The organism is Pantoea sp. USMM079, from assembly GCF_037153115.1.
Classification (GTDB): Bacteria; Pseudomonadota; Gammaproteobacteria; order Enterobacterales; family Enterobacteriaceae; genus Pantoea; species Pantoea communis.
In genome coordinates this window covers 20,396-45,397 of record NZ_JBBCKX010000002.1, presented here as the reverse complement: position 1 = coordinate 45,397, position 25,002 = coordinate 20,396, and the positions used below count along the sequence as shown (strand labels likewise).

Genomic DNA, 25,002 nt, shown 5'->3' with positions numbered 1-25,002 from the left:
TTCAACAAACTTAACGCCCCGCCCCCTGCAAGCGGAACTGCGCGACCAACCGCTCTAACATCATCGCTTGTTCTTCCAGCGAGTTTGCCGAATGCGAGGATGCGCTCACCAGCGTGGCGTTTTGCTGGGTAGTGGTATCAAGTTCACCTACCGCGCGAGCAATTTGCTCAATGCCACGGCTCTGCTCATCGGAAGCAGCAGAAATTTCCTCCATGATCTCATTCACGCGCGCAATGCTACCGAGAATTTGATCCATGGTTTCGCCAGCACGCGCTACCTGCTGATGCCCGTTGCTGATGCGGCTCACCGATTCACTGATCAGCTGTTCAATATCTTTTGCCGCACCGGCGCTACGCTGTGCCAGGTTGCGCACTTCACTGGCGACCACGGCGAAACCACGCCCCTGCTCACCGGCTCGTGCCGCTTCAACTGCCGCGTTCAATGCCAGAATATTTGTCTGGAAAGCGATGCTGTTAATGACGGCAGTAATGTCGGCGATTTTCTTCGAGCTGTCGGAGATTTCCCCCATGGTGCTGACCACATCGCGCACCGCTTTACCGCCCTGATTCGCATTGTGTGAAGCTTCTGCGGCAATCTGGCTGGCCTGCCGCGCGTTCTCGGCGTTATTTTTAACGGTAGCCGTTAACTGCTCCATGCTGGCAGCCGTTTCCACCACCGCCGCCGCCTGCTGCTCGGTACGTGATGACAAATCGAGGTTGCCCTGATTGATCTCGCTAGCGGCTTGCGACACGCTGCTGACGCTATGCAACACATCGCCAATCATACTGCGCAGACGGTCGTTCATCCGCCCCATCGCCGAGGTCAGCTTGCCGAGTTCATCATGACGATCGGTGGTAAACTGCGAGCTTAAATCGCCGCTGGCAATGCGCTCCGCCAGCTCAAGATTATGGAATACCGGACGCGTAATCTGACGGATGATGTACCACGCTACCAGTACGCCAAACAGAATCGCCAGCCCCCCAATCAACAGGGATAGCGTTGCTGAACCGTTCGCCAGTTCATCATTGCGCTCCTTGACGATAGCAATGATCTTTTTGATCGCCGCACTGCTCTTATCACCCGCGACTTTTACCGTGTCTTCTGAAGCACGCAGCTGACCATAGCTGTCCGCCGCTTGCAGGCTAAGATCTTTAAAGCGTTCGGTATCCTGCCACAGCGCGGTAAATCCGCCCTGCTGTTCCGGTGGCAGCTGAGCCAACAAGGCTTTCATACCCTGATCGGCCTGCTGGAAATGGGTTTGCAAGGTATTGCGCAGGGTATCGGAGACATTGAAGCGCAGCGCCCAGGCTTCTTCACGCACGTTGCTGATGGCGAAGAGCTGTTCATAGATCTGATTGGTCAGTTCTGGATTGGTCACTGGCGTGCGGATCAACTGCATATAGCGCGAAGTCATGTCTTGCTGGCTCAGGGAATCGAGCTGTGCTCGCTGGCTATTTAGCTGCTGCGTGGCTTGCGTCATCGCGCCAATACTGTTTTGGAAGCTGGCGAGATGAGTATCCAGTTCATCCACCAGCGCGCGGGCATTGTCTGTCCAGGAGAGTTGTTTAGCCTCGCGATTCAGCTGCTGTGCATGAGCGACATAGTCGGCCATCACCTTGCCGGATTTATCATCACCATAAAGGTATTTGAGGCGGTTAATTTTCGCCTGGAACACCTCGATATTGATGTCATAGATCAGATTGGTTTTCTGATAGATGTCATGAATCGCATTGAAACGCTGCACGCTGATGCCGGTGGCTAATGCCACTAACAGCAACACAATGCCAAATCCTGCTGACAATTTTCGGGTGATGCGTACATTACGTAAACGGGATACCAGCCCCATGTTCCCTCTCCTGCGAATGTTGTTTTTGTAAATTCTGGTAAGGGAGTTATCGGAGCGAAGCGGGATTTGTTTATCGCGGAGATCACAAAAAAACGATTACAGGATGTTATGCGCCGCCGGGCAGCGGCGCGAGCAGGTTATCGCGCGGATTGCGGGGCTAACTGGCTGATAAACAGGCCTGCCGCACTCACCGCATCCACCGCCACTTTCCCTAACTGCTGGCGAATGCTGTCGCCTAGCGCGATGGTGGAAAAACCGGTGCATGAGAAGGCGATGACTTCAATGCCATCGCGATAAAGACTATCCGCACAGGCCAGGGCGCTGGCGCGACCTTCTGCGCTCAGCAAGTCCGTAGTGTTCAGCACCCCTTCCGGACGCGCGTAGCGCACGGATTCACCCAGCAACTGACGGAAAGGCGCCGGGGCCGCCGCGCCAATCCCCATCACCGCGACAGGACGCTTGAGCATACGCGCAATGCTTGCCGATGCCGAACCGGCGCTGATGACGGGAATCGATACGGCATCGCGCAATGCCGCAAGGCCAGGATCGGCGGCGCAGCTGAGAAACAGCGCATTGCAGCCGTCGGACTCTAATTGCCGCCCGAGCGTAACGATCTTAGGCACCGCTAGCGCTTCACTGGCATCATCGAAAATGCCTTTGTGCTGATCGGGGATCGCCCGGCTAATTGAGTTGATAGCGTACTCCTGATGAATCAGCCGACCATGTTCTTCGACAAAGTGCTGATCTGGATGGGTTAGTACGCGGATTATCCCCAGCATGGCTGTTACTCCTGGTCTGATGTTAAACGGGTTTGCAAAGCGGCCTGGTTTTTTATTGTGTCGAGTAACATGGCAGGTTTATGCAAAAGCGGCAACACGTACCCGCCGCTGGTTTGATCTACAATGCTGCTCCTACTTCCGCGATCACACCGCGTAACCACTGATGCGCCACACTGTCCTGCGTCCTGCGATGCCACAGCAGATCAAATGGAATCGAGGGCAGCGCCAACGGCGGTTCAAACATGATGATGTCGCCCTGGCTGGTGCCCACGCGGCGCAGTACCGTAGCCACATAATCCGTTCCCGATAAGAGCGAGGGCACGGTAAACATGGTGGGCAACGTCAGACTAATGGTGCGCGCTAAACCTTGCTCTCGCAATTGTTGGTCCACCAAGCCGTAATGGTTGCCTTCCGGTGACACCAGGATGTGGCGCATTGATAGAAACGCTTGCAGGTTCATGCCTTTACGCGCGGCTTCGTGGTCGCGCCCGACTAAGGTGACAAAGTCATCACGTAGCAATGGCTGGGAAAGAATTCGGTTCTCTGCTTTGGTTGGCGGTACGCCTACGGCAATATCAATCTTGCCCGCATCGAGTAGCGCAACAACCTCATCGCGATCAATAAAATAACGCACATGAATCGTGCAATGAGGTGCCACCGCCGCGAGCTTTTTGGTTAGCGCAGGCAGCAGCACATGCATCGGATACTCCGTCAATCCCAGGGTAAAACTGCGCTGTTTGGCTGTGGGATCAAAGACCTCTGCGGGCTTCATTAAATGACGCACCTGCCCTAACGCATCGGCCACCGGTATCGCAATCTCCTGCGCTTTCGCCGTGGGTAACAAGCCTTCTGCGCTGCGGATAAACAAAGGATCGTCAAAAACACGACGCAGGCGAGAAAGCGCGGCACTCATCGCCGGTTGGCTTACGCCAGCCAGTGCCGCCGCTTTAGTGACGTTGCGCTCCAGCATTAAGGCATTAAATGCCACCAGCAAATTGAGATCGAACCCTTCAAAATTCATATTTTGTATAATGCTCTTTACCAATCATTTGTTGGATGGATAGTGTCAGATTCAGGAATACTGCACAAGCCGGTGAGATGCACCGCTAACTAATCCAATAAGGTTTCCAACATGTCTGCGACACAACCACTGAACCAACGCCTGCAAGCTGAACGTACTGCGGTAGAAAACCTCTATCGCGCTTTTAGTGACAAAAATCCCGATCTGCTGGATCTGGCGGTCACACAAGATTGGGATGACATCCCACTGGCGCCAGGTCAGGGGCCGGGACCAGAAGGATTTAAGCCACTACTGGCAGGTTTTATCGCCGCGTTCCCGGATATCAACATCACCGTGCACGACATGCTTCAGGAGCCTGGAAAGATTGCTGTGCGTGCAGAAATTACCGGTACGCACCAGGGTGAGTTTATGGGCATTGCACCAACCGGTCGTCGCATTAGCGTGCGCCTGCACGAATTCCACTTGCTCAACGGCGAGCGCGTGACCACCACCTGGCATATGGAAGATTGGTTTGCCATGTTCCAGCAGATTGGGCAATTCCCAACTCTCTGAAAGAAGCACTGCAGACAGCGTATAAGTCATGGCAGAAGTCCGCTGCTTAGTTAGTCACTAATAACGCAGCGGAAAGTGAGGGACATAACAAGCCTTTGACGAATTAAAAGCGATCAACTGCACGGTTTAAGCCAGGCATAATCTTCCCCTGCTATGCTAAGCACCAGACGTTAATCAGTGTTCACAGGCGGAAGAATGAAAGTCGTGTTATGTGCGTATCATGAGATGGGATGCGCGGCGCTGGAAAGTTTGCAGGAAGTGGGATTTGAAGTGGTGTGCGTGTTCACCCACGCGGGAGCCCATCAGGAAAATAGCTTCTTTGACTCGGTTGAAGCCATGGCGCTGCAGCAACAGATCCCGGTGTTTTGTCCGGACGATATCAACACGCCAGAATGGATTGCCAAAGTAGCGTCGCTGCAACCCGATGCGATTTTGACCCTGTCTTATCGACAAGCGCTCTCTCCTGCCATGATTGCTACCGCCAAAAAAGGCGCATTCAATGTGCATGCTTCGCTGCTGCCCGCCTATCGCGGACGTGCGCATCTCAACTGGGTGATTATCCGCAATGAGCGTGAAACCGGGGTGACGCTTCATCGCATTAATGACGTGCCAGATGGCGGGCCAATTCTGGCGCAAAGCCGTGTCGCTATCACTGATGAAGATGAGGCGCTTTCATTACATCGCAAACTGGTACGCACCACACGTGAACAGTTGCCAAACTGGCTGCGCGCTCTGCGGGCGGGTAGTTTGATTGAACGCGTGCAGGATGAAAGTCTCGCCAGCGAACCGGGACAACGAAAGCCTCAGGATGGGCAGATTCACTGGCATCAGTCTGCCGATGAGATTCATGCTCTGATTCGCGGCGTTGCTTATCCGTGGCCTGGTGCGTATAGCCTGATGGGAGAACAGCGTTTTATCGTGTGGAAAAGCCGCGTGATTACCCAGTCGCATCAGCACGCAGCGGGCAGCATTATTTCCATCGATCCGCTGTATATCGCCTGTGGCGAAAATGTGCTGGAAATTGTCGCGACGGGGTTATCGCATCACGACAATCTTAGTGCGGCGCAGCTCGTGCAGCACTTCTCACTGTGCGTGGGGATGCAACTGAAGTCATGTTGAGCTGGCGATTTCAGGCTGAAATCGCCAACTTTTATCACCAGCGGGTCGCTGCCATATCAATCACAAAGCGATATTTCACATCACCTTTCAGCATGCGCGCGAATGCATCTTCGACTGCTTCACCCGCAATCAATTCGATATCTGCCGTGATGTTGTGTTCGCCGCAGAAATCCAGCATCTCCTGCGTCTCTTTGATGCTGCCGATGGATGAGCCGCTGATGCTCAGGCGACGGAAGACCATCGGCGTGACGTCAGGTGCCTGATGCGGTTGTTCCGGAATGCCTACCAGCACCAAACGACCATTGGTTTTGAGCGTGGCGAGGTAGGGATCGAGATCGTGAGGCGCGGAAACGCAGTCGATAATGAAGTCGAGAGAGGTTTGCGCCGCTGCCATCTGTTCCGCATCGCGTGAGACCACAACGCGGCTGGCCCCCAGGCGTCGCGCATCGGCACCTTTTTCCGGAGAGGTAGTGAACAGCGTCACTTCCGCACCCATCGCACTCGCCAGTTTTACCGCCATATGCCCAAGCCCGCCTAAGCCCACTACGCCGACTTTGTCGCCGGCCTGCACCTTGAAGTGACGCAGCGGTGACCAAACGGTGACGCCCGCACACAGCAACGGCGCAACGCCTGCCAGCGGCAGGTTCTGCGGCACTGACACCACAAAATGCTGATCGACCACCACATTCTGTGCATAGCCGCCCCAGGTGCTGTCGCCAGTGTGTTTGTCGATACCGTTATAGGTCGCGGTAAATCCGGCTTCGCAGTACTGCTCTTCCTGCTGCTGGCAGAAATGGCATTCACGACAGGAATCGACCATCACGCCGACACCCACCACATCACCGACCTTGAAGTTTGTGACCGCTGCGCCGGTTTCCCGCACGCGACCGATGATTTCGTGGCCCGGCACCAGCGGATAACGACTCACCGCCCATTCGTTACGTGCCATATGCAGATCGGAGTGGCACACGCCGCAGTACAGGATATCGATTTTAACGTCCTGCGGTTGCAGTGGACGCAGCGCGATCTGGCTGGATACTAAAGGTTTTGCCGCGTCGTGTGCGACTAATGCGTTGATTTTCATGGTGCCTCCGCAAGGTGCTGGCGTTATTGAGTTGAAGGCGGCAGACTATAGTCAACGTGGTGCGGAAATGATAGTAGTCACCATTTGGTGACCATAGAGGAGTGACACTGATGCCAGCCTGGGTTGACGGCAAGCTGTTTTTTTATGCGGATTCCCCGCCGCGTCGCTTGATGGATTTGTTCTCGCTGAAGTGGAGCAGCATGGTGCTGCACGCGCTTTATCACTGGCCGGGACAGCGTGCGCGCACCGGCGAGTTGCAGCGCAGCCTGCAGGGAATTTCGAAGAAGATGCTGTTTCAGACACTGAAAGAGCTGGAGCAGCGCGGATTGATTGCCCGCCATGTGTATGACGTGATTCCACCGAAAGTGGATTACCGTTTGACGCCGCTGGGACAGACCTTTGCAGCCCCAATCGAACAGATGTACCAGTGGGGACTGGAGAATCAGGCGGCGCTGGATGCAATGGACGCCAACCTGCGCGCGGCTACGGACGTGCCATTAGACGCGCCACCGTCTCACGATCTCTCGGCAAGCGAGGATTAAACACCACCAGGCTCAGGCCGGGCTTACCCTCAACGGCGAAGGTGCTGTATTCGAGTTCCAGCACGCCTTCGTCCGGTAGCCACAGTTGCTTTATCCCTTCGCCATGCTGGCTCACTTCCTGCGATTGCCAAAGCAGACGGAAGGTTTCGCTCATCGCGCTGAGTTCTTCCACCAGCGTGCGCACATGCTCGCTGGCACCGGTACGTGCTACGTCGGCACGGAAATTCGCCACCATGTTACGCGTGACCTGATGCCAATCCGGCAGGCGTTTTTTCATCTCTTCGTTGCTGAACATCATTAATAGAATATTGCGCTGTTCCGGCGGCAGTTGGGCGTAATCCACAAATACTTTGGTCGCCGCATGGTTCCACGCCACCACCTGCCATTCAGCGGTTTTCACTAGTGCGGGCGTGTGCGTCATGCTATCCAGGACGCGTTGCAACGAGGGTGAAACATCCACGCCCGCCTGCCAGGTGACGCCCGGCAAACGATTCTGTGCCAGCAGAAACAGGTGGTCGCGCTCGGCGGCACTTAGCTCCAACGCTTTGGATAACCGTTCCAATACCTCTTCGGAGGGCGCACCGCCTCTGCCCTGCTCCAGCCAGGTGTACCAGGTGGTGCTGACGCAGGCGCGCACCGCCACTTCTTCCCGACGCAATCCGGGCGTACGACGCCGCAGCAGAGGATAGCCAAGTTTGCCGGCATCCAGTCGCTGACGTCGTTCACGCAGGTAGTTGCCGAGCAGATTGTCGTCTTGTTGGGTCATGGTGTTATCCTGTTAGTGCCTATACCTGTATAAGCTCACGACTTTTCGCCGCGCCGCAGACTTTTATCATAGTGCTTCAACAGCCAGAAATAGGAGTACGAATATGCGACTTTTTGTGACCGGCGCAAGCGGCTTTATCGGTTCGGCCATTGTGAAAAAACTGCAGGCACGCGGCGTGGACGTGCTTGGACTGGCACGCAGTGACGCGTCAGCAGAGAAACTGCAACAGCAGGGAGTCCAGGTGATGCGCAGCGATTTAGAAGATATTGCCAGCCTGCGTAGCGCCGTTGAACAGAGTGACGGTGTGATCCATGCCGGCTATATCCATGATTTCAGCCGCATGGATCACGCAGCGGCTATCGATCAGCAGGCGATTCTGGCGATGGGTGAAGTACTTGCCGGGTCAAACCGTCCGCTAGTGGTGACCACCGGTACTGCATTGGTCTCGCCAGGACGTCTCGCGGTTGAACAGACTCAACCGGTTTCCGGCGGCCATCCTCGTTCCGACTCCAACATCGCCGCACTCGCGCTGGCGGATAAAGGGGTGCGCGTCTCGCTAGTGCGTCTTCCGCCCACGGTACACGGCGCAGGCGACCACGGCTTTGTGCCGATGATCATTAATATGGCGAAAGAGAAAGGCGCGGCGGTGTATATCGGGGATGGTGCGAATCGCTGGCCTGCGGTGCATCGTGATGATGCGGCGGAGTTGTTCTGCCTCGCCGCCGAGCACGCCGAAGCCGGCACGATTTTGCATGCGATTCAGGAAGGAGGCATCCCATTTCGTCAGATCGCCGAAACCATTGGTGCAGGTTTGTCTCTGCCGGTGAAAAGCCTGAGCATGGAAGAAGCGAGGGAGTGGCTGGGCTGGATGGCGTTCTTTGCTTCCATTGATAATCCGGCTTCCAGTGAATGGACGCGCCAGACCTTTAACTGGCAGCCCACCGGACCGGGACTGCTGCAGGATATGCGTGAGGCGGGTTATTTTTCGCGTTGATTCCGCACCGCCTCTTGCAGGAAATCAATAAACGCGCGGCTTCTTGCGGGAAGAAAACTCCGTTCCTGGTAGAGCAGCGCAATCTCAAGGGGTGCGGGAGCGAGTTCAAGCTCAATCACTTCTAACTGCCCACTTCGAATATAAGGCTCACAAGCCTGCGCTGAAAGGATGGCAAACCCGATGCCTTTCAGTGCAGCTTGCATCGCCATCTCACCACTGTCGACACGGAAAGGACTCAGCACATTGATGTGTCGAAATCCTTTGCCAGTGGTTATAAATTGCCACGCTTGCCCCTGAAGTGCACTTACGGTGGTGATGCAGGGCAGAGCCAGCAATTGTTCTGTATGCGTTGGTCTGGCGTATTTTTGCAGTAAAGTCGGCGCCGCAACAATCTGGCAGGGCAATGAAGCCAGCGGTCGAGCTATGACATCACTGCTGGCGCGCGTACCGCGACTGATATCAATGACAACATCGCAGTCATCCCACAGTGCCTCTGCTCCCTGCAGACTGGTAGTACAATGGAGTTCAATTCTGGGATATCGCATTGCAAAGTCAGCCAAAAGATTGCCGAAGATCACCGGCCCGACTCCATTCGGTAAACATACGCGTAGCAGCCCTTCCGGCTCAGTTTGTGCGTGGCTTAATCTGGCTTCCGTCTCATTCACCGAGTCCAGCAGTGGTCGCATGCTGTCAAAAAACATCTGCCCTGCTTCAGTAAGCTTCATTTGACGCGTACTTCGCTGTATGAGTCGCATCCCTAATCGTTCTTCCAGCTGCGAAATCTGGCGACTCACATTCGATGCAGGTATATTCAAGGCACGCGCGCCGCCGATAAAACTGCCCTTCTCTGCAACGGTGACGAATACCCGCAAAACATTTAAATCGATTCTACTGCGCATCGATTATCCCATTATTGATAATTAATCCTCTCACTTTATCGCTCTAATCATAATGATGCACGGGCAATAGACTAGGCCTCCTGTAACTTAATGGAGCAAACTATGCCTGCCCTCACCCCGCAATCGGGTTCATTCGCTGTGATCCGCATCGCTGTGATTATCGCTTTTGTTCAATTCACGAATGCCCTCGAATACATGATGTTTAATCCGCTGTTTGCCTACATGGCGTCTCAATTTTCAGTGCCTGTCACTTATGCAGGTTATGTCACGGGGACCTACACCCTGGGTTCAGTGCTATCCGGGTTATGTATTTGGAAATGGATTGACCGCGTTAACGCCAAACGGTTTTTACTGTGGAATATGGCGCTTTTAGGCGCTCTGACGGTGCTGATCACCTTCACGAGCGATTATACCCTGCTGCTGGTTCTACGATTTATGGCGGGCTTAGTGGGAGGAACAACCATGGGTGTGGGGATGAGTTTATTAATCAGCCTCGCGCCAGCGGCATTACGAGCACGGATGATTGCCACCGTCATTGCCGCTTTCTCTGTGGTCAGCATTGCAGGGATGCCGACCATGCTGTTTTTGAGCACACATTTCGGCTGGTATAGCGCAACGAGACTCATTGGTTTGCTGTGCCTGATAGCTTTGCTTCTTATTGCCGGGTTTATTCCTGATGCCCCGCGCAAAATCGCCCCTAAATCATCGATAACAATGACGCCAGAATGGTTGTTTTTCGCCAGCGGGAACGCCATCGCGCAATTCACTCCTATGCTCATCATTCCTGCTTTAGTGCCTTTATTGACCCAACACATGCAGGCTGTGAGCGCCTCGCTGCCCATGCTGTTCTTCATCGGTGGCATCGCTGGGTTGATGGCGACAAAGCTGACCGGAAAACTATTGGCTCACTGGTCCAGCTACACCTTAGCCGTTGTCTCAACGCTGATATTACTGGTCAGCATGCTGCTTCCCGTGACAGGTTTGCATGCCAGCGCATTATTCATGGGGCTGTTTCTGAGCGGGGCTTACGGACGATTGGTGGTGGTGTCGTGTGTGACGACGAGGTTTCCAAATGAGACCAGTCGGGCTGGTTTCCTGTCCCTGCAAACGGCGCTGATGTCATTGAGTACCACTGTCGCCTTTTTTGTTTCGGCCATGACTTTTGAGATAGCAGGGCCACTACCGATCATATTCTGGGTGCTGGTTGCCGGCAGCGCATTACTCTTGCCACCGCTGATTAAGAGGATGGAAAAAAGGTTAGCGAGACGTGAGGCCTGAGGTGATAAAGGTAGCGGCAGAATCGATCGCCCAGCTAAAAGTTTAGATCTGGTTCGATAAACTCTGCCGCGAGGGATTAGCCAAACGGCTCTTCGCGTGCCAGCAAGCGTGCTATCACGTTAAGCGCACCTTCGTCGTTGTTGCTGTCGGTTTTGTAACGTGACACTGCCTTAACCGCTTCGGCGGCATTGGCCATCGCAAAGCTGTAGCAGGCCTGACGCAGCATTTCGAGATCGTTAGCGCTGTCGCCAATCGCCAGCACTTCGCAATCGTCGATGCCCCATTTTTCCTGCAGCAGCGCAATGCCGTGCGCTTTATGGCAACCAGGAATGATCAGATCGACAAAGCCAAAACCGCTTGAGACCGGATGCATGATATTTTCAATCGCGCCCAGTTCTTTGTGCAAACGCTCCATCAGGGCGTCCACTCCTTCGTGTGCCAGATTCAACGAGAACTTAAAGATGGTGTCATCGATATCGTACAGATTGTCGCGCTTTTCCAGGCGATGATAGTGATTCGCCAGCATCGCAATCACCTCTTCCGGCATCGAGGTGTGCACATAAGCGCCGTTGCGACCGCACACCACGGTGCTGATATCCGGCTCTTTAGCCAGAATATCCAAAATTTGATGGACGCGTTCTGGTGCCAGTTCGCCGCAGAAGATCTCTTCATTGCTGTCTGACACCCAGGCACCGTTCTCGGCGACAAAGGCGATTTCATCTTTGATATCCGGGAAGTAGCGTTGTAACTGGTAATATTGATTGCCACTGGCGACCACAAAACGAACGCCTTTCTCTTTCAACAAGGCGTACTGGCGCGCGAATCGTTGAGCGTTGTACTGTTTGTTGTCATCGAGAAAAGTCCCATCCATATCCACCGCAATCATTTTTACTGCCATCTTACTCTCCCGTATCGTTTGACCAGCATTCCATCCAGCTGTGAAAAGGTTTTCATAGAGCTTACTCGCGGTGTGGATTAATGAGAATGGTAATAATGAGATTGTTAACCGCTTTCAGAGATTTCCAGTGCCATCTTTTACTGCAAATCCGCCCCTTTTTCCCTGATCCAGACACAGAACATCTCTGCCATGTCCTTTGCGTAGTCGAGAATCTCCGCCTCAGTGCGCGGTGTTTCGGAAAAATGCTTGCCCACGTTACCCAGTGTGCTGTTGATCAGGTCCGCAGCGCGCAGACGTTGTTTCTCTTCCAACTGGGGCAATAACTCATACAGGAAGTCACTCATCACGTTTTCACCCGCCGCGCGCGCGGCTGCCACTTCCGGTGCATCACGGTATAACGGCGCTGCATCGTTAAGTGCGGTCCGCATTGCCGCTTCTTCACACTCTGAGTGCAAGAAAGCGAGCGTGAGTTGGTGCAGACGTTCACCCGCAGGCACATCCTGATTGCGCAGGATCGATCCTAAAAGATCGCCGGTACGTTGCCATTCCTCACTTTGTAAGCGGAAAAGGATAGCCGCTTTATTGGGAAAGTATTGATACAGCGATCCAATACTGACACCCGCCCGTTCCGCCACACGTGCGGTGGTAAACCGCGTGGCGCCTTCCTGCTCTAAAACCTGAGTAGCCGCTTGCAATATTGCGGAAACCAGCTCGCTGGATCGCGCTTGTTTAGGAATTTTTCTCTCTGAAATCCTGGTGTTACGACGTTCAGCCACCTGATACTCCCGAACACGAATAGTGAAATGCGAATGATTCATCGTATTCTGTTCGCATAGATTAATCCACGGAGAATCGTCATGACTACCTTAACTTCCGCGCCCCTGGCACCGCTGCTTAATTACCTGTTTGAACTGGCCGACAATATGTCGCATCCAACCAACGAAGCCTTCCGCGTGATGTCCGATGAAGAGCAAAATCGCCTGCTGCAGAGCAAAACCGATTACCTCGAACTTTATGGTCACCTGAAAGATGTGCCCCTGGCGGTATCGCGTGAGACCGGCAAGTTGCTATACATGCTGGCGCGCAGCAGCAAGGCTCGTGCAGTGGTGGAGTTTGGCACCTCATTCGGGATCTCGACGCTGCACCTGGCGGCCGCAGTGCGTGATAACGGCGGCGGAAAGATCATCACCAGTGAATTTGAGCCGGGAAAGGTGGCGCTGGCGCGCAATCATTTTGCCGATGCGGGCGTAAGTGATTTGATTGAAGTGCGCGTGGGTGACGCGCTGCATACGTTGAGCCGCGACCTGCCTGCTGCCATCGATATGCTGGTGCTGGATGGCGCCAAGGCAATTTACCCTGAGATACTGGCGCTGGTTGAACCACATTTGCGCCCTGGTGCGCTGATCGTCGCCGATGATGCGGATTTCAGCCCCGAATATCTCGAACATGTGCACAGCGGGCGTGGCTATCTGTCGCTGCCTTTTAACGACGGCGTTGAAGTGTCAATGTGGCTCGGACGTTCACAGTAATCAGCACCCAGAGCCTGTGCTCTGGGTGATTTTTATTTCCGATACTGCGCTTCGACCCGTTCCTGCTTGATCTTGGCATCAATGGAGAGTTCTGCGGTGGGGCGGAGCAACAGGCGAGCCAGTCCAATGGGATCGCCCGTATCACGACAGTAGCCATATTCGCCTTGATGGATGCGCTGCACTGCCGCATCAATTTTTGGTAGCAGCCGACTTTCACGATCGATCTGGCGAAACAACAAGCGCAGTTCTTCTTCGCGTATCGCTTTGTCCGCTTCATCCCCTTGCTGTTCACTGCGTTGCAGCTGCGTTTTCAGGTAGTCGATATGTTCGAGCAGTTCCTGCCGCTCAAAACGCAATAAGCGCAAAAAATAGTCACTTTGGTGAGGATTCATATACTCTTCTGGCGGCATACTGAGAAGGTTTTGCTGCTCGGCTGCTGTGGGTTTGGTCATGTTGAAATTCCTTAACAGCTTCGTGTTAATGTTATATCGTCACATTTCAAATCATTCATTGAGGTTGCTGCGATGAAGACCACTGTTCCTCTGTTACTTATCGCCATAGCATCGGCAAAAGCAGGTGCCTTTCAGGCAAAGATTGATACGTTAAAACTGGCGCAAAAACCGGATACCGCAGTGGCCAACGTCGATTTGACACAGCCTCTGGCGACGGCGGAAGTGCATGCGGCGCTGTTAAAGCCCGTATCTGGCTGCCAGTGTCCGTTCTGTACGCAAATGCTTGCGCTGGCGGGCTAACTCAGGCGGATACGCGCGCCACGCGCTGCGGCCAGGGATCGGCAAATTCACCGCCACTTTGCCACCATGCAAGCTCCTCTTCATTGAGAAAGCAGCGTTTCAGGGCGTCGGTGAAGGCTTTCACTTCATCCGGTTCACCAATCACCGTTAAACTGCAGCGCCGATCGCCAAATCGCCCCGGCATTTTTGCCACTGCCTGTTCGACCGCCGCACGCTCCTCTGCCGTCAGCGGACTATCACGATGATTCAGAATTCCCGCTTTCCAGTAACTGATAAATTCCAGACTGATGCTGCCCGTGGCCTGATTCCACAATAGCGCTAGATCATCGCGCGTCGGCAACCAGAAAAAGCCTTTACTGCGATAGATGCCCGCGCCCATAAAGTGGTGGCAGGTATCCCACAATCGCTGCGGATGGAATGGACGGTCGTCGTGAATCACTTCGGAAGTCATTTGCCACGCACCAGGATCAATGGCATCCACCTCATCCGCTAATTCTTCAATTAACTGCGCGACCCGCCCGAAATCGTAGGACGGCATCGCCATGAGTTCACTCAGAGAGAGGTTTCCCCGCGATACCGCCATCACTGCCACATAGGGATTGAGCGGATGAATGGCCTGGGCAATGCGGGTAATGCTGGAAGACGGCAGCCGATCATTTTTGGTGAGCAGCAGATGGCTGCAAAACATAATTTGTTCTGTCAGCAGATTCTCGATGCGCCGCTTGTGACGAGTCAGATTGGCCTGCAAACGAGGAATCAGCGCTTCGCCCTGCTGGTAATCATCATTCAGCATCACGCTGTCGACCAGCGATAAGAATCCATTGAGTTGCACTTCGGCATGATCGCGGAAATAACGCACCAGCGGCAACGGATGGCTGCTGCCCGAGGTTTCCAGCAGGATCAGATCCGGACGATGTGCGTTGAGCATCGACTCAAGTGCGGCATCGAGTTTTTCGATACCCGTTCGGCTGCTAATACTGTCGGCCGAGAGCGTAATGAAATTATGTTTACTGGCGTTGACGATTTCAGTGTTGGCAATCAGCACGCCATCGACGTCAAGTTCGCTCATATCATTGACGATGACGCAGACTGCAAGTTGCTGTTTGTGCGCCTGAACCAACAGACTTTTTAATAGCGTTGTTTTGCCTGCACCCAGAAAACCGTTGAGAATGGTAAGGGGGATTTTTTGCATCGTGACCTCTTGCTGCCGCACGTTGCGGCTGGGTTTGCCATCCATGGCGTCATGCCGTTCCGTTAAACCAGGTTCTGCCTAAGTACCCGCTGGGGAACTGCGCTTCGCTCAGGCAGAAATATGTGGCCGGGCGCTCAGTTCATTGCACCGTCAACGATCTGCCTGGTTCCTCGCGTTCATCTTCCTCAGTGAAACCAGGGTTCAAACGGGTCCGGATATTCGGCCCAGTTTTCCGGGCCCTGCGCCATCTCTTCGTCAGTCAGCAGCGCATGTTCCAGCTGGTTGCGCAGACGGGCTTCATCCATCTCAATACCAATAAAAACGATTTCCTGACGCGCATCGCCAGTGCCCTCGACCCAGTTCTGCATGATGTATTCCAGCGTCTCGGGATCTTCCGGCCAGCGCTCTTTCGGCGCGCTGGCCCACCACATGCCTGCTAAGCCCTGACGCGTCACGCCACCGGCCTGTGACCAGGAACCGGCATAATGAGGACGACTGGCGAGCCAGAAGAAGCCCTTAGACCGCACCACGCCTTTGAGATCGCCTTCGATAACGCTGGCGAAGCGGGAAGGATGAAAAGGACGACGCGCGCGGAACACAAAGTTGCGGATGCCATACTCTTCGGTTTCTGGCGTATGTGAACCGCGCAGTTCTTGCAACCAGCCGGGGGCTTGTGAGGCCGCATCAAAATCAAATAAACCGGTATTCAGCACTTCCTTCAGTGCAACCTTGCCAAACTCAGAGGTCACCACGCGTGCGCGCGGGTTGAGAGAATGCAATATCGCCAGCAAGCGGGCTTTTTCCGCTTCATCAATCAAATCGGTTTTGTTCAGAATCAGCACGTCGCAGAACTCAATCTGATCCACCAGCAGATCCACTACCGTGCGTTCATCTTCTTCACCCAGCGATTCACCGCGGGATTTGATGCTCTCGTTGGATTCGTAATCGCGCAGGAAATTGAAGCCGTCCACGACGGTCACCATGGTGTCCAGCGCAGCGACTTCTGACAGGCTCTGACCATCTTCATCGGCAAAGGTAAAGGTTTCCGCCACCGGGAGCGGTTCGGAAATACCGGTAGACTCGATCACCAGGTTATCGAAACGGCCATCTTTTGCGAGCCGATCGACCTCCAGCAGCAGATCTTCACGCAGCGTGCAGCAGATGCAGCCGTTACTCATCTCGACTAACTTCTCATCGGTGCGCGACAACTCCGCCCCGCCCTCACGCACCAGGGCGGCATCGATATTCACTTCTGACATATCATTGACGATCACTGCCACGCGGCGACCTTCGCGATTATTGAGAATATGGTTAAGCAGCGTGGTTTTGCCCGCGCCGAGAAAGCCGGAGAGGACAGTAACCGGCAACTTTTTAAAATTCGGGGATAATGATGACATTGCAACTCCTTCAACATGACAAGTGCAGGTGCGGTGACATGCCACACCAAACGTTATAATTGATATGTTATAACATAACAATTACGGTTGTCATTGCGTCGAAGAAAGATTGTTGTTCAAGGCAAATAAAAAGCGGGCCGTTTCGGCCCGCTATAAAGCATTACTTATTATCGGGATAGCTTAGATCGATCGCTTCATCCGGTAACTTAGTGAATTTTTGCACGATAGTGCGGAAGTCGGCGTTAGGCGTCAAATCGGCAAACTGTTGCGGATAAAGGTCTCTTGCCAAAATTTCCATCCCCACGATGTTGTAAGGGTGGTTATAGAAATGATGGTACACGCCATAAACACGGCCATTTTTCACCGGCTCGATCTGTGCCAGACCGGTACGTTTCAACAGTGTCTGGAAAGTGGCATTCACCTCTTTCGGCTGCACGCCGTAGCCGAATGGCAGCACGTTGGTGTTAGGACGTTTTGAACCGGTCATGATGTAAACATCCGGTTTCATCGCGATAATTTTTTCCAGCGCGATAAAGCCCACGTTGCCCGGCAACAGCTCGGAACCAATATTCTTACCCCCTACGGCTTCGACTAGTCCGCCCCAGCCATTGTGACTGTGAGTGAAGCAGCAGTTATCGCTGTTACCGGCAATCGGCTCAATAAACACCGTCGGCTTGTTCTTCACCTCAGCGACGCCTTTGGTGATGCGATCAAACCTCTGCTGATAGAAATCGGTATAGGCCTTAGCCTGGCTCTCACGGTTCAACACTTTGCCCAACAGCGTGACGCTGGGTGCCGTGTTTTGCGCGGGGTGCAGTTCATAATCTACAAACACCACGGGAATATGCAGATTATTCAGCGTACTCAATACACCTGACTGTTGCAGCGCCGGTTTCGCGCGCAGTTGGGCAATCATCATATCGGGCTTTTGCGCCAGCACGCTTTCCAGATTGACCTGTCCTTGATCGCTGAAGCCCATATCAACAATTTTGGTCGCTTCGGGCCATTTGCCCTTCAGCAGATCCCAGGTTTGGGTGTCTTGTTTCTTCGGCAGGTTATTCCACGCCACCACACGCTTGAACGGGTCATCACGATCCAGCAGCGCCAGCGTCAAAATATCGCGGCCATCCTGCAGGATAATGTGTTGCGGTTCTTTAGTGATGGTTTGCGTGTTGCCGTCCATATCGGTGACGGTTAACGGGTAAGTGGTAGCCGAAGCCGCCGTGGAAGCCAGTAATCCCATTGCCAGTAGCAGGCGCGTTTTCATCCTAAAACTCCGTGGTAAAAAGAATAGTTATTATTATCAATTACCTTAACACAACCTTAAGGGCCGAAAATAAACGCCAGGACAATGGGTTGTAACCGAGTGTTAATGCTGAGTGATGAAGGTTGGATGGCGGATGGCGGATGGCGGATGGCGGATGGCAGATGGCAGATGGCAGATGGCAGATGGCAGATGGCAGATGGCAGATGGCAGATGGCAGATGGCAGATGGCAGATGGCAGATGGATTATCCATTCCCTGCCGGCAGCCCGCAAGCCGCCGCAGCAGGGAAATGCGCGTCAGGTGAAATCGGACAGCTTCTGCCCGGAGGTAATCAACTCCTGCAACAGCATCTGCCGACGCTCTTGCGACGTATCACGGCTCACCATAAAGCAGATCGCCGCCACCGCCTGGCCGCTGCGTGAGCGAATCGGCGCGGCCATACAGCAGGTAAAGCTTTCAGAAAGCCCTTCCGTCATGCAATAGCCCAGCTTACCGGCATGATGGATTTCATCGAGAAACGCCTGCTTATCGAGAATCTGCCCGCTGGCCAGACGGTAATCTTCTTCTGGAATCAAATCGAGGATCGCGCTATCAGACCAGTTACTGAGCAGTAAACGCCCGGTAGCGGTCCAGGTGATGGGCACGCGTACGCCGATATCTGAGGTGATCTTGAAGGGGTGCGCGTTGCTGCTCTCGGACAGCACCACCGTGTACTTGTTGCCCTCCAGCATACAAAGCTGCACAGTTTCGCCATGGCGCGCCACAATCTCGACCATCAACTGATGCGCGCGCCGGATCAGATCGTTGTGCGCCATGTAATCCGCACCGTAATAGTGCATCTCGCGACCGAAAAACACCGCACCATCTGCATCTAATTCCACCAGCCCGGCTTCACTGAGCAGACTGACCAACTCATAAACGCTGGATCGGGGTGCGCCAGTGGCATCTATCAAATCGCGCATCGCCATCGGCTGACGGGCAATATGCAACTGACGGAAAATATCAATAACCCGGTCAACACCGCGCGCCCGTGACGGTTTTTCATCCGGCATACGCTTACTCCCCTGTTGCATTGGTGCGATTGGAATACATGAAAAAAGAAAAGCATCATACACCCCAACGCAACAATTACCCATCCCCGTAAAAATAAAAATTAGTCACTGACGTTATATTATGGCGATCTATTTTGGGGCCTCATTTTGGCGCAACGATTTTTTGCTGACATTAAAAATGTTCGACGAAGGTCACATTCTTATTAAACGAACACTCCGCAATAAATTTATTTTGCGATCCCGACTACATCACAAAAAATTAAATAGCCGATCACATATTGCAAAAGCAAATCCACTGTGCAAATCTTGCCCTATCCGGTATTGCAGATTCAAGTCTGGTATATCGGACAAACAAACAACTCCAGAAATGAGGCAATTTGCATGACGATAAAACGTTATGGCATTGAAGGCGGGACCGGCACTGGCGGGCAAATGTTGCCCTTCGCCCGTGCGGTAGAGGCCGATGGCTGGCTGTATATCTCAGGTCAGACACCGATGCGCGATGGTGAAGTGGTGGAAGGCGGTATCATTGAACAGACCCAGTTAGCATTTGATAACTGTCTGACTATCATGCGCGAGGCGGGTTATCGCGTGGAAGATGTGGTACACGTCACGGCGGTGTTGACTGACGCACGCTACTTCAGTTCCTTTAATAAAGTATTCAGTGAGATATTCAGTGGAAATCCACCGGCGCGTATTTGTAGCGTGCAGGATTTAGTGGTCGACTGCAAAGTGGAAGTGGATATGAAATGCTTCCGCGCCGATCGTAAATAATTATTACGATTAAAACAGGCTGACGAATTTTTAATTTCTTCGCCCACACCAGGACAGCCTGTTATTAATTGATGCTTTTCATTTTGCTGTGAAATATCGGTTTTACGCCGACTCATAACCATTTTATAGAGAGCATAAAATGAACACAACATCGCTTAAATTCGGCGCCGCTGCGCTGGCGTTACTGGTTTTAGCTGGCTGCACACCCACCGAAGAAAAAAAAGAGGCTGGCGCCGCACCGCAATCGGCCCTGCAGAACGTACTGCAACGCGGCACGCTGCGTGTCGGTGACTGCCTGAGCTTTGCCCCCTTTGGTTTTTATGACAAAGACGGCAACCCGGATGGTTATGACGTTGATTTGGCTAAAGCACTGGCCAAGGAGATGGGCGTGAAACTGGAGATGGTGAATACCACCAGCGCCAACCGTATTCCTAACCTGCAAACCAATAAAGTCGATGTGGTGTTCTGTAACTTCACCCGCAATCTTGAACGCGCCAAAGAGATCGGCTTCACCAACCCGTATGTGGTGGCCAGTGAAGCGATGCTGGTGCGCAAGAACAGCGGTATCCAATCTGCCCATGATATGGCAGGCAAAACCATCGCCACAGTGAAGGGTTCAACCAACGGTGATGAAGTGCGCAATCTCGGCATTGACGTGAAAATCCAGGAATACGATTCATCACAAGCCGCGATCCTCGCCGTGAAACAGGGTCAGGCCGATGCGATGATCGAAGACAACAACTTCCTCGCCTATCAGGCCAAGCTCGATCCGACGTTAACCGTGACCAACGAAGCGCTGGTACCACTGGAATATAACGCCTTCGGTGTGAAACAGGGGGATCAGGTGTGGACCAACTATCTGAATGAATTCCTGTTTGAAATCAACGCTTCTGGTGAAAACGCCCAGCTGTACCAGAAATGGTTCGGTAGCAAGCCACGTTACCCGCTGAATCCGCAATATTGATTGATGTGCGGCGCGGCAGTTGATGCCGCGCCGTTCGAAGGAGTCAAACCATGAGTTATCAATGGCTAACCCTCTGGCGCTATGCCGACACCTTTCTTGAGGCCGCATGGCTGACACTGCAGGTGACATTGCTGGCCTTCGTGCTGGCGGTAGCATTGGGTTTATTGTCGGCATTAGCGAAATCATCGCCTGTTGCTCCCCTGCGCTGGATCAGTCACTGCTACGTCGAGTTTATTCGCAACACGCCGGTGCTGCTGCAAATTTTCATCATCTTCTTTGGCCTGCCCTCGCTGGGCATCACCATGAGTGCCTTTACCGCCGGGGTGCTGGCGCTGGGCATCAACGTTGGCGCTTACTTGTCTGAAACCTTTCGTGCCGGGATTCAATCGGTGCCAAAAGGTCAGCTCGAAGCCGCTTATATTCTCGGCATCCCGCGTCGGCAAATCTTTCTCAGCGTGGTGCTGCCGCAGGCGGCACGCGCCGTATGGCCGGCGATCATCAACAACCTGATTCAGCTGCTGCTCGGTACTTCGCTGCTTTCTGCGATTGCCCTGCCAGAACTGACCGGCACCGCCACGGTGATCAACGCCCGCACTCTGCTGTATATCCAGACCTTTAGCGTGGTCGCGCTGGTCTATCTGGTGCTGAGCAATCTGTTCTCCTGGCTGGGCACGGTGGCAGGACGGCGCATGTTCCACCCGCCGCTGGTGACCCCGGTAAAAAAGTCCGCCTGGTGGTGGGCAAAAAAATGGCTGACTAATCCAGTGAAACAGGAGAATGCGCTATGAGCGAGCTTATCATCAGCTCTTTCCCCATCCTGCTGAAAGGACTGGGTATCACGCTGTTGCTGTCCATCGCCGCCATTATCGGCAGCACGTTACTGGGCTTACTGGCGGCAGTGTTGCGCACCAGCCGATTGCCGGTCGCCAAACAGATCGCCGTACTCTATACCGAGCTGTTTCGCGGTACGCCGGTGCTGATCACGCTGATGTTCATCTACTTCGGCGTGGCCTACTTCGGTTATGAGATCAACCTGTTTGCCGCCGGGATCCTCGGTTTGAGCATCTATCAAGGTGCCTATATCGCCGAAGTGTTCCGCGCCGGGATTGAAGCGGTACCGAAAGGACAGTGGGAAGTGTCCTGGATTCTCGGCCTTTCCAAACGTCAAACCTTCATGAGCGTGGTATTGCCCCAAACCCGTGGCATCGTGTTGCCGCCGCTGGCCGGTCAGTATCTTTCGCTGATTAAAGACACCTCGATCGTCAGCATGATCGGCATGTCCGAACTGATGCATCAGGGCCAGGCGATTGTCGATCGCATCGGCCAACCGGTGGTGATTTACGGCCTGGTTGCCCTGCTCTACTTCGCCATTTGCTTCCCGCTTTCACGTTGGGTTCAACATCATCAAACCAGGAGCCAGATATCATGAGCCAATCTGCGATTACGCTGAGCCGCATTACTAAATCCTTTGGCTCCACTCAGGTGCTGAAAGAGATCAGTCTGGATGTTTCACCCGGCGAAGTGCTGGTGTTAATTGGTGCATCCGGCTCAGGAAAAAGCACTGTGCTGCGCATCATGAGCGGCCTGGAAACCGCTGATGGCGGCGAAATATGGGTCAACAAAGTGCCATTGCACGACCGTAAGCGCAGCAGCGAAATTTGCGGCCATGTCGGCATGGTGTTCCAGCAGTTCAACCTGTTCCCGCACAAAACCGCGCTGGGTAACGTCACCCTGGCGCTGATTAAAGCGCAAAAACTGTCGGAAGCGGAAGCCAACAAACGCGGTATGGCAGCGCTGACTCGCGTTGGGCTGGCGGAACGCGCGCATCACTATCCGGCACAGCTTTCCGGTGGTCAGCAGCAGCGCGTGGCCATTGCGCGCGCGCTGGCGGTGGAACCGAAGATCATGTTCTTTGATGAGGCCACCTCCGCACTGGACCCGGAGCTGGTTGGCGAGGTGATGGAAGTGATGCGCAGCCTGGCACGTGAAGGCATGACCATGGTGGTGGTGACGCACGAAATGGGCTTTGCCCGTAAAACGGCCGATCGCGTGGTGTTTATGGATCAGGGCGTTATCGCTGAGCAGGGTTCGCCGGAGCAAATCTTTGTTAATCCGCAGAACCCGCGCACTCAGCAATTCTTATCGCGTGTGCTTGAGCACTAACAGGAGCCACTATGTCGATTCGTTTTCCACTGCAGGCAGACGGTTTGCTGGATGCCCAACAACCTGCGCCACGGTTTAAATCGGTAGCGGGAGCTGGCGATCAACCTTTAACGCCGGGCAGTAACGTTTTTACCAGTGATGAAGTATTCTCGCCGTTGATGGTGATGAAGCAATCAGCGCTGCAGAACAACCTCCACCAGCTTGCCACGTTTTGCCAGGAGAGCGGCATCATGCTGGCAGCACACGGGAAAACCTCAATGTCGCCCGCGATCTTGCGCCGCGCCATTAGCGAAGGTGGCGCGTGGGGATTGGGTGCTGCCACGCCAGCACAGGTGCGTGCGCTGCGTCAGTTTGGCATCCGCAATGTGTTTCTCGCCAATCAGCTGGTCGATCCGGCGGGCATTCGCTGGATTGGCCAATGGCAGCAGCAGCATCCCGACCACGGTTTCCTCTGCTATGTGGATTCACTGCAGGGCGTAAAATTGCTGGAGCAGCATCTCGGTGATGCTCAGATTTCCGTATTACTGGAGATGTCGGTGAGCGGTGGTCGCACCGGCTGCCGTTCCCAACAGGAAGCAATCAAGATTGCCGAAGCGATTAAAGCCAGCCCTTCACTGCAATTGGTGGGCGTGGCCGGTTATGAAGGTGCGCTGGGTGCGGGTCGCGATGAAGCCGGTATTCAGCGCGTGAAAGCGTATTGTCAGATGATGATCAGCACCGCTGCACTGCTGGCAGACCATCAACTCTTTAGCAGCAATCACATCATCCTCAGCGCTGGCGGTGGCGCCTGGTTTGACGTGGTGACCGAATGCTTTACTGCCGCGACATTACCGCTGCCGATGACACCCTTGATTCGATCCGGTGCCTATATGGCGCATGACAGCGGCTTGTATGCGCGCATTGCACCCTTCGCGCAACCGGGTTCGAGCCATCACTTCGATGCAGCGCTGGAGATTTGGGGGCGGGTATTGTCTCGTCCTGAGCCAGGATTGGCTTTTGTCGATTTTGGTCGGCGTGATGTGCCGTTCGACCAGGATCTGCCCAATCCATTGTGGATCCGCAACGCAGATGGCAGTGAACCGCGCGCGGCAACCCATCTGCGTATCAGTGACGTCAACGATCAACATGCGTATCTGCTGCTGCCCGATGATGAAACGTTGCAGCCGGGTGATTGGGTAGGATGCGGTATCTCTCATCCCTGCACCGCTTTTGATAAATGGCGCTATCTGCCACTGGTGGACGACGATTATTGCGTCACAGATTCACTGGAAACAGCATTCTGACCACAAAAAAGGCTGCCAACGTATTGGCAGCCAGTTCTGGCACATCCCTGTACGACCATGTGGGGTCAGACGTTGTGCCTTCAATGAGCATATAATAACACACAAAATAATTAGCAGGATAATTATTTTGTTGCCAGAGCCAGTTTCACCGCATCCTCGGCATGAATCAACGTGGTATCAAACAGCGGCACGCTGGCATCTTCGGGCCTCACCAGCAGGGTAATTTCGGTGCAACCCAAAATGATCGCTTCGGCGCCCTGCGCCACCAGCTCAGCAATCACCTCACGATAACGTGCTCGCGACGACTCACGAATAATGCCAAGACACAACTCCTGATAGATGATGTCATGCACCGTCTTCCGGCCCGATGCATCCGGTACCAGCACATTAATGCCGGACTGCGCCAGACGGCCTTTGTAGAATTCCTGCTCCATGGTAAATGCCGTCGCCAGTAAGCCCACACGCTTCACGCCAGCGGATTGAATACGCTGAGCTGTCGCATCAGCGATATGGAGCAGCGGGATAGCCACGGCACCGGTAATCTGGTCAGCGACTTTGTGCATGGTGTTAGTACAGAGCACAATGAAGTCCGCCCCGCCCTTTTCCAGACTGCGCGCGGCTTCTGCCAGAATCTCGCCGGCTCGCTGCCATTCCCCCGCCACTTGCAGCTTCTCAATTTCCTGAAAGTCGACGCTGTACATCAGGCTGCGCGCCGAGTGCAATCCGCCAAGTTGCTGCTTCACCTGTTCATTGATGATGCGGTAGTAGAGCGCCGTCGATTCCCAACTCATTCCACCGATCAAACCGATCATCTTCATCTGCGATTTTCCTTTATCAAGCCTGTTCAGCACT

Annotated in this window: 28 protein-coding genes; 13 read left to right on the top strand and 15 right to left on the bottom strand. The window is 53.9% G+C overall.

Features of this window, described 5'->3' with window-relative positions; translation table 11 throughout:
• Positions 1 to 10 precede the first annotated feature (10 nt).
• The 3 genes from WFP70_RS04705 to WFP70_RS04695 all read right to left on the bottom strand — a co-directional run bounded on the left by WFP70_RS04705 (position 11) and on the right by WFP70_RS04695 (position 3,646).
• Entirely contained in the window at positions 11 to 1,846 is a 1,836-nt protein-coding gene (locus WFP70_RS04705) for a methyl-accepting chemotaxis protein (RefSeq protein WP_160866925.1), read from the bottom strand.
• 137 nt (positions 1,847 to 1,983) lie between these two features.
• The gene (locus WFP70_RS04700; RefSeq protein WP_160866926.1) at positions 1,984 to 2,625 is read right to left on the bottom strand and encodes an aspartate/glutamate racemase family protein; all 642 of its coding nucleotides are present in this window, start codon (positions 2,623 to 2,625) and stop codon (positions 1,984 to 1,986) included.
• A 118-nt stretch (positions 2,626 to 2,743) separates the two neighbouring features.
• Complete coding sequence (locus WFP70_RS04695; RefSeq protein WP_337022767.1) at positions 2,744 to 3,646, bottom strand: LysR family transcriptional regulator; 903 nt, start codon at positions 3,644 to 3,646, stop codon at positions 2,744 to 2,746.
• A 111-nt stretch (positions 3,647 to 3,757) separates the two neighbouring features.
• On the opposite strand from WFP70_RS04695, the gene WFP70_RS04690 reads away from it, so the two are divergent.
• Together WFP70_RS04690 and WFP70_RS04685 are read left to right on the top strand one after the other, a co-directional pair.
• Complete coding sequence (locus WFP70_RS04690; RefSeq protein ID WP_034822419.1) at positions 3,758 to 4,198, top strand: ester cyclase; 441 nt, start codon at positions 3,758 to 3,760, stop codon at positions 4,196 to 4,198.
• 195 nt (positions 4,199 to 4,393) lie between these two features.
• A complete protein-coding gene (locus WFP70_RS04685; RefSeq protein WP_337022766.1) occupies positions 4,394 to 5,317 on the top strand; it encodes a formyltransferase family protein in 924 nt (307 codons plus the stop codon).
• A gap of 34 nt (positions 5,318 to 5,351) precedes the next feature.
• Here the strand turns inward: WFP70_RS04685 and WFP70_RS04680 are convergent, their stop codons facing one another.
• The gene (locus tag WFP70_RS04680) at positions 5,352 to 6,401 is read right to left on the bottom strand and encodes an NAD(P)-dependent alcohol dehydrogenase (RefSeq protein ID WP_337022765.1); all 1,050 of its coding nucleotides are present in this window, start codon (positions 6,399 to 6,401) and stop codon (positions 5,352 to 5,354) included.
• Between the two features lie 110 nt (positions 6,402 to 6,511).
• On the opposite strand from WFP70_RS04680, the gene WFP70_RS04675 reads away from it, so the two are divergent.
• Positions 6,512 to 6,943, top strand: a complete 432-nt coding sequence (locus WFP70_RS04675; protein WP_337022764.1) for a winged helix-turn-helix transcriptional regulator — start codon at positions 6,512 to 6,514, stop codon at positions 6,941 to 6,943.
• Here WFP70_RS04675 and WFP70_RS04670 read toward each other — a convergent pair.
• Positions 6,885 to 7,709: a helix-turn-helix transcriptional regulator gene (locus tag WFP70_RS04670; RefSeq protein ID WP_337022763.1), complete on the bottom strand. Its 825-nt coding sequence runs from the start codon at positions 7,707 to 7,709 to the stop codon at positions 6,885 to 6,887. The two genes, WFP70_RS04675 and WFP70_RS04670, sit on opposite strands and share 59 nt — an antisense overlap.
• A 103-nt stretch (positions 7,710 to 7,812) precedes the next feature.
• On the opposite strand from WFP70_RS04670, the gene WFP70_RS04665 reads away from it, so the two are divergent.
• On the top strand, positions 7,813 to 8,703 hold the full coding sequence (locus tag WFP70_RS04665; RefSeq protein WP_337022762.1) for an SDR family oxidoreductase: 891 nt from the start codon (positions 7,813 to 7,815) through the stop codon (positions 8,701 to 8,703).
• Here WFP70_RS04665 and WFP70_RS04660 read toward each other — a convergent pair.
• Positions 8,688 to 9,602, bottom strand: coding sequence for a LysR family transcriptional regulator (locus WFP70_RS04660; protein ID WP_337022761.1), 915 nt, complete (start codon positions 9,600 to 9,602; stop codon positions 8,688 to 8,690). The genes WFP70_RS04665 and WFP70_RS04660 overlap by 16 nt on opposite strands.
• A 102-nt stretch (positions 9,603 to 9,704) precedes the next feature.
• Here WFP70_RS04660 and WFP70_RS04655 point away from each other — a divergent pair, with 102 nt between their 5' ends.
• On the top strand, positions 9,705 to 10,880 hold the full coding sequence (locus WFP70_RS04655; RefSeq protein WP_337022760.1) for an MFS transporter: 1,176 nt from the start codon (positions 9,705 to 9,707) through the stop codon (positions 10,878 to 10,880).
• 76 nt (positions 10,881 to 10,956) lie between these two features.
• Here the strand turns inward: WFP70_RS04655 and WFP70_RS04650 are convergent, their stop codons facing one another.
• Both WFP70_RS04650 and WFP70_RS04645 read right to left on the bottom strand, forming a co-directional pair.
• Complete coding sequence (locus WFP70_RS04650; RefSeq protein WP_337022759.1) at positions 10,957 to 11,778, bottom strand: Cof-type HAD-IIB family hydrolase; 822 nt, start codon at positions 11,776 to 11,778, stop codon at positions 10,957 to 10,959.
• A gap of 137 nt (positions 11,779 to 11,915) precedes the next feature.
• Positions 11,916 to 12,554: a TetR family transcriptional regulator gene (locus WFP70_RS04645; protein WP_337022758.1), complete on the bottom strand. Its 639-nt coding sequence runs from the start codon at positions 12,552 to 12,554 to the stop codon at positions 11,916 to 11,918.
• 81 nt (positions 12,555 to 12,635) lie between these two features.
• Between WFP70_RS04645 and WFP70_RS04640 the strand changes: the two genes are divergently transcribed.
• Positions 12,636 to 13,307, top strand: a complete 672-nt coding sequence (locus tag WFP70_RS04640) for an O-methyltransferase (protein ID WP_337022757.1) — start codon at positions 12,636 to 12,638, stop codon at positions 13,305 to 13,307.
• 32 nt (positions 13,308 to 13,339) lie between these two features.
• Here WFP70_RS04640 and dksA read toward each other — a convergent pair whose 3' ends face one another.
• Positions 13,340 to 13,759 carry an RNA polymerase-binding protein DksA gene (gene dksA, locus WFP70_RS04635; RefSeq protein ID WP_182058542.1) on the bottom strand — a complete coding sequence of 140 codons (420 nt, stop codon included), beginning with the start codon at positions 13,757 to 13,759 and terminating at the stop codon, positions 13,340 to 13,342.
• Positions 13,760 to 13,831: 72 nt separating this feature from the next.
• On the opposite strand from dksA, the gene WFP70_RS04630 reads away from it, so the two are divergent.
• Positions 13,832 to 14,059: a hypothetical protein gene (locus tag WFP70_RS04630; RefSeq protein WP_337022756.1), complete on the top strand. Its 228-nt coding sequence runs from the start codon at positions 13,832 to 13,834 to the stop codon at positions 14,057 to 14,059.
• 1 nt (position 14,060) lies between these two features.
• On the opposite strand, the gene WFP70_RS04625 is transcribed toward WFP70_RS04630, so the two are convergent.
• The 5 genes from WFP70_RS04625 to WFP70_RS04605 form a co-directional block, all read right to left on the bottom strand.
• The gene (locus tag WFP70_RS04625) at positions 14,061 to 15,251 is read right to left on the bottom strand and encodes a CobW family GTP-binding protein (protein WP_337023035.1); all 1,191 of its coding nucleotides are present in this window, start codon (positions 15,249 to 15,251) and stop codon (positions 14,061 to 14,063) included.
• 185 nt (positions 15,252 to 15,436) lie between these two features.
• Entirely contained in the window at positions 15,437 to 16,648 is a 1,212-nt protein-coding gene (gene zigA, locus WFP70_RS04620; protein WP_337022755.1) for a zinc metallochaperone GTPase ZigA, read from the bottom strand.
• Between the two features lie 160 nt (positions 16,649 to 16,808).
• Positions 16,809 to 17,915 carry an ABC transporter substrate-binding protein gene (locus WFP70_RS04615; protein WP_337022754.1) on the bottom strand — a complete coding sequence of 369 codons (1,107 nt, stop codon included), beginning with the start codon at positions 17,913 to 17,915 and terminating at the stop codon, positions 16,809 to 16,811.
• 56 nt (positions 17,916 to 17,971) lie between these two features.
• The gene (locus WFP70_RS04610) at positions 17,972 to 18,166 is read right to left on the bottom strand and encodes a hypothetical protein (RefSeq protein ID WP_337022753.1); all 195 of its coding nucleotides are present in this window, start codon (positions 18,164 to 18,166) and stop codon (positions 17,972 to 17,974) included.
• A gap of 44 nt (positions 18,167 to 18,210) precedes the next feature.
• Positions 18,211 to 18,966, bottom strand: coding sequence for an IclR family transcriptional regulator (locus WFP70_RS04605; protein ID WP_034822379.1), 756 nt, complete (start codon positions 18,964 to 18,966; stop codon positions 18,211 to 18,213).
• Positions 18,967 to 19,347: 381 nt separating this feature from the next.
• Here WFP70_RS04605 and WFP70_RS04600 point away from each other — a divergent pair, with 381 nt between their 5' ends.
• From WFP70_RS04600 to WFP70_RS04575, 6 genes are all read left to right on the top strand, one after another.
• Positions 19,348 to 19,740 carry a RidA family protein gene (locus WFP70_RS04600; RefSeq protein ID WP_058960439.1) on the top strand — a complete coding sequence of 131 codons (393 nt, stop codon included), beginning with the start codon at positions 19,348 to 19,350 and terminating at the stop codon, positions 19,738 to 19,740.
• Between the two features lie 139 nt (positions 19,741 to 19,879).
• The gene (locus tag WFP70_RS04595) at positions 19,880 to 20,704 is read left to right on the top strand and encodes an ABC transporter substrate-binding protein (protein ID WP_034822375.1); all 825 of its coding nucleotides are present in this window, start codon (positions 19,880 to 19,882) and stop codon (positions 20,702 to 20,704) included.
• 50 nt (positions 20,705 to 20,754) lie between these two features.
• Complete coding sequence (locus WFP70_RS04590; RefSeq protein WP_045833600.1) at positions 20,755 to 21,492, top strand: amino acid ABC transporter permease; 738 nt, start codon at positions 20,755 to 20,757, stop codon at positions 21,490 to 21,492.
• Positions 21,489 to 22,133, top strand: a complete 645-nt coding sequence (locus tag WFP70_RS04585; protein ID WP_045815500.1) for an amino acid ABC transporter permease — start codon at positions 21,489 to 21,491, stop codon at positions 22,131 to 22,133. Before WFP70_RS04590 ends, WFP70_RS04585 begins: the two co-directional genes overlap by 4 nt.
• Positions 22,130 to 22,867: an amino acid ABC transporter ATP-binding protein gene (locus WFP70_RS04580; RefSeq protein ID WP_034822369.1), complete on the top strand. Its 738-nt coding sequence runs from the start codon at positions 22,130 to 22,132 to the stop codon at positions 22,865 to 22,867. Before WFP70_RS04585 ends, WFP70_RS04580 begins: the two co-directional genes overlap by 4 nt.
• A gap of 11 nt (positions 22,868 to 22,878) precedes the next feature.
• Positions 22,879 to 24,150 carry an alanine racemase gene (locus WFP70_RS04575; RefSeq protein WP_337022752.1) on the top strand — a complete coding sequence of 424 codons (1,272 nt, stop codon included), beginning with the start codon at positions 22,879 to 22,881 and terminating at the stop codon, positions 24,148 to 24,150.
• Between the two features lie 122 nt (positions 24,151 to 24,272).
• Here WFP70_RS04575 and WFP70_RS04570 read toward each other — a convergent pair whose 3' ends face one another.
• A complete protein-coding gene (locus WFP70_RS04570) occupies positions 24,273 to 24,968 on the bottom strand; it encodes an aspartate/glutamate racemase family protein (protein WP_337022751.1) in 696 nt (231 codons plus the stop codon).
• Positions 24,969 to 25,002: the final 34 nt, after the last annotated feature.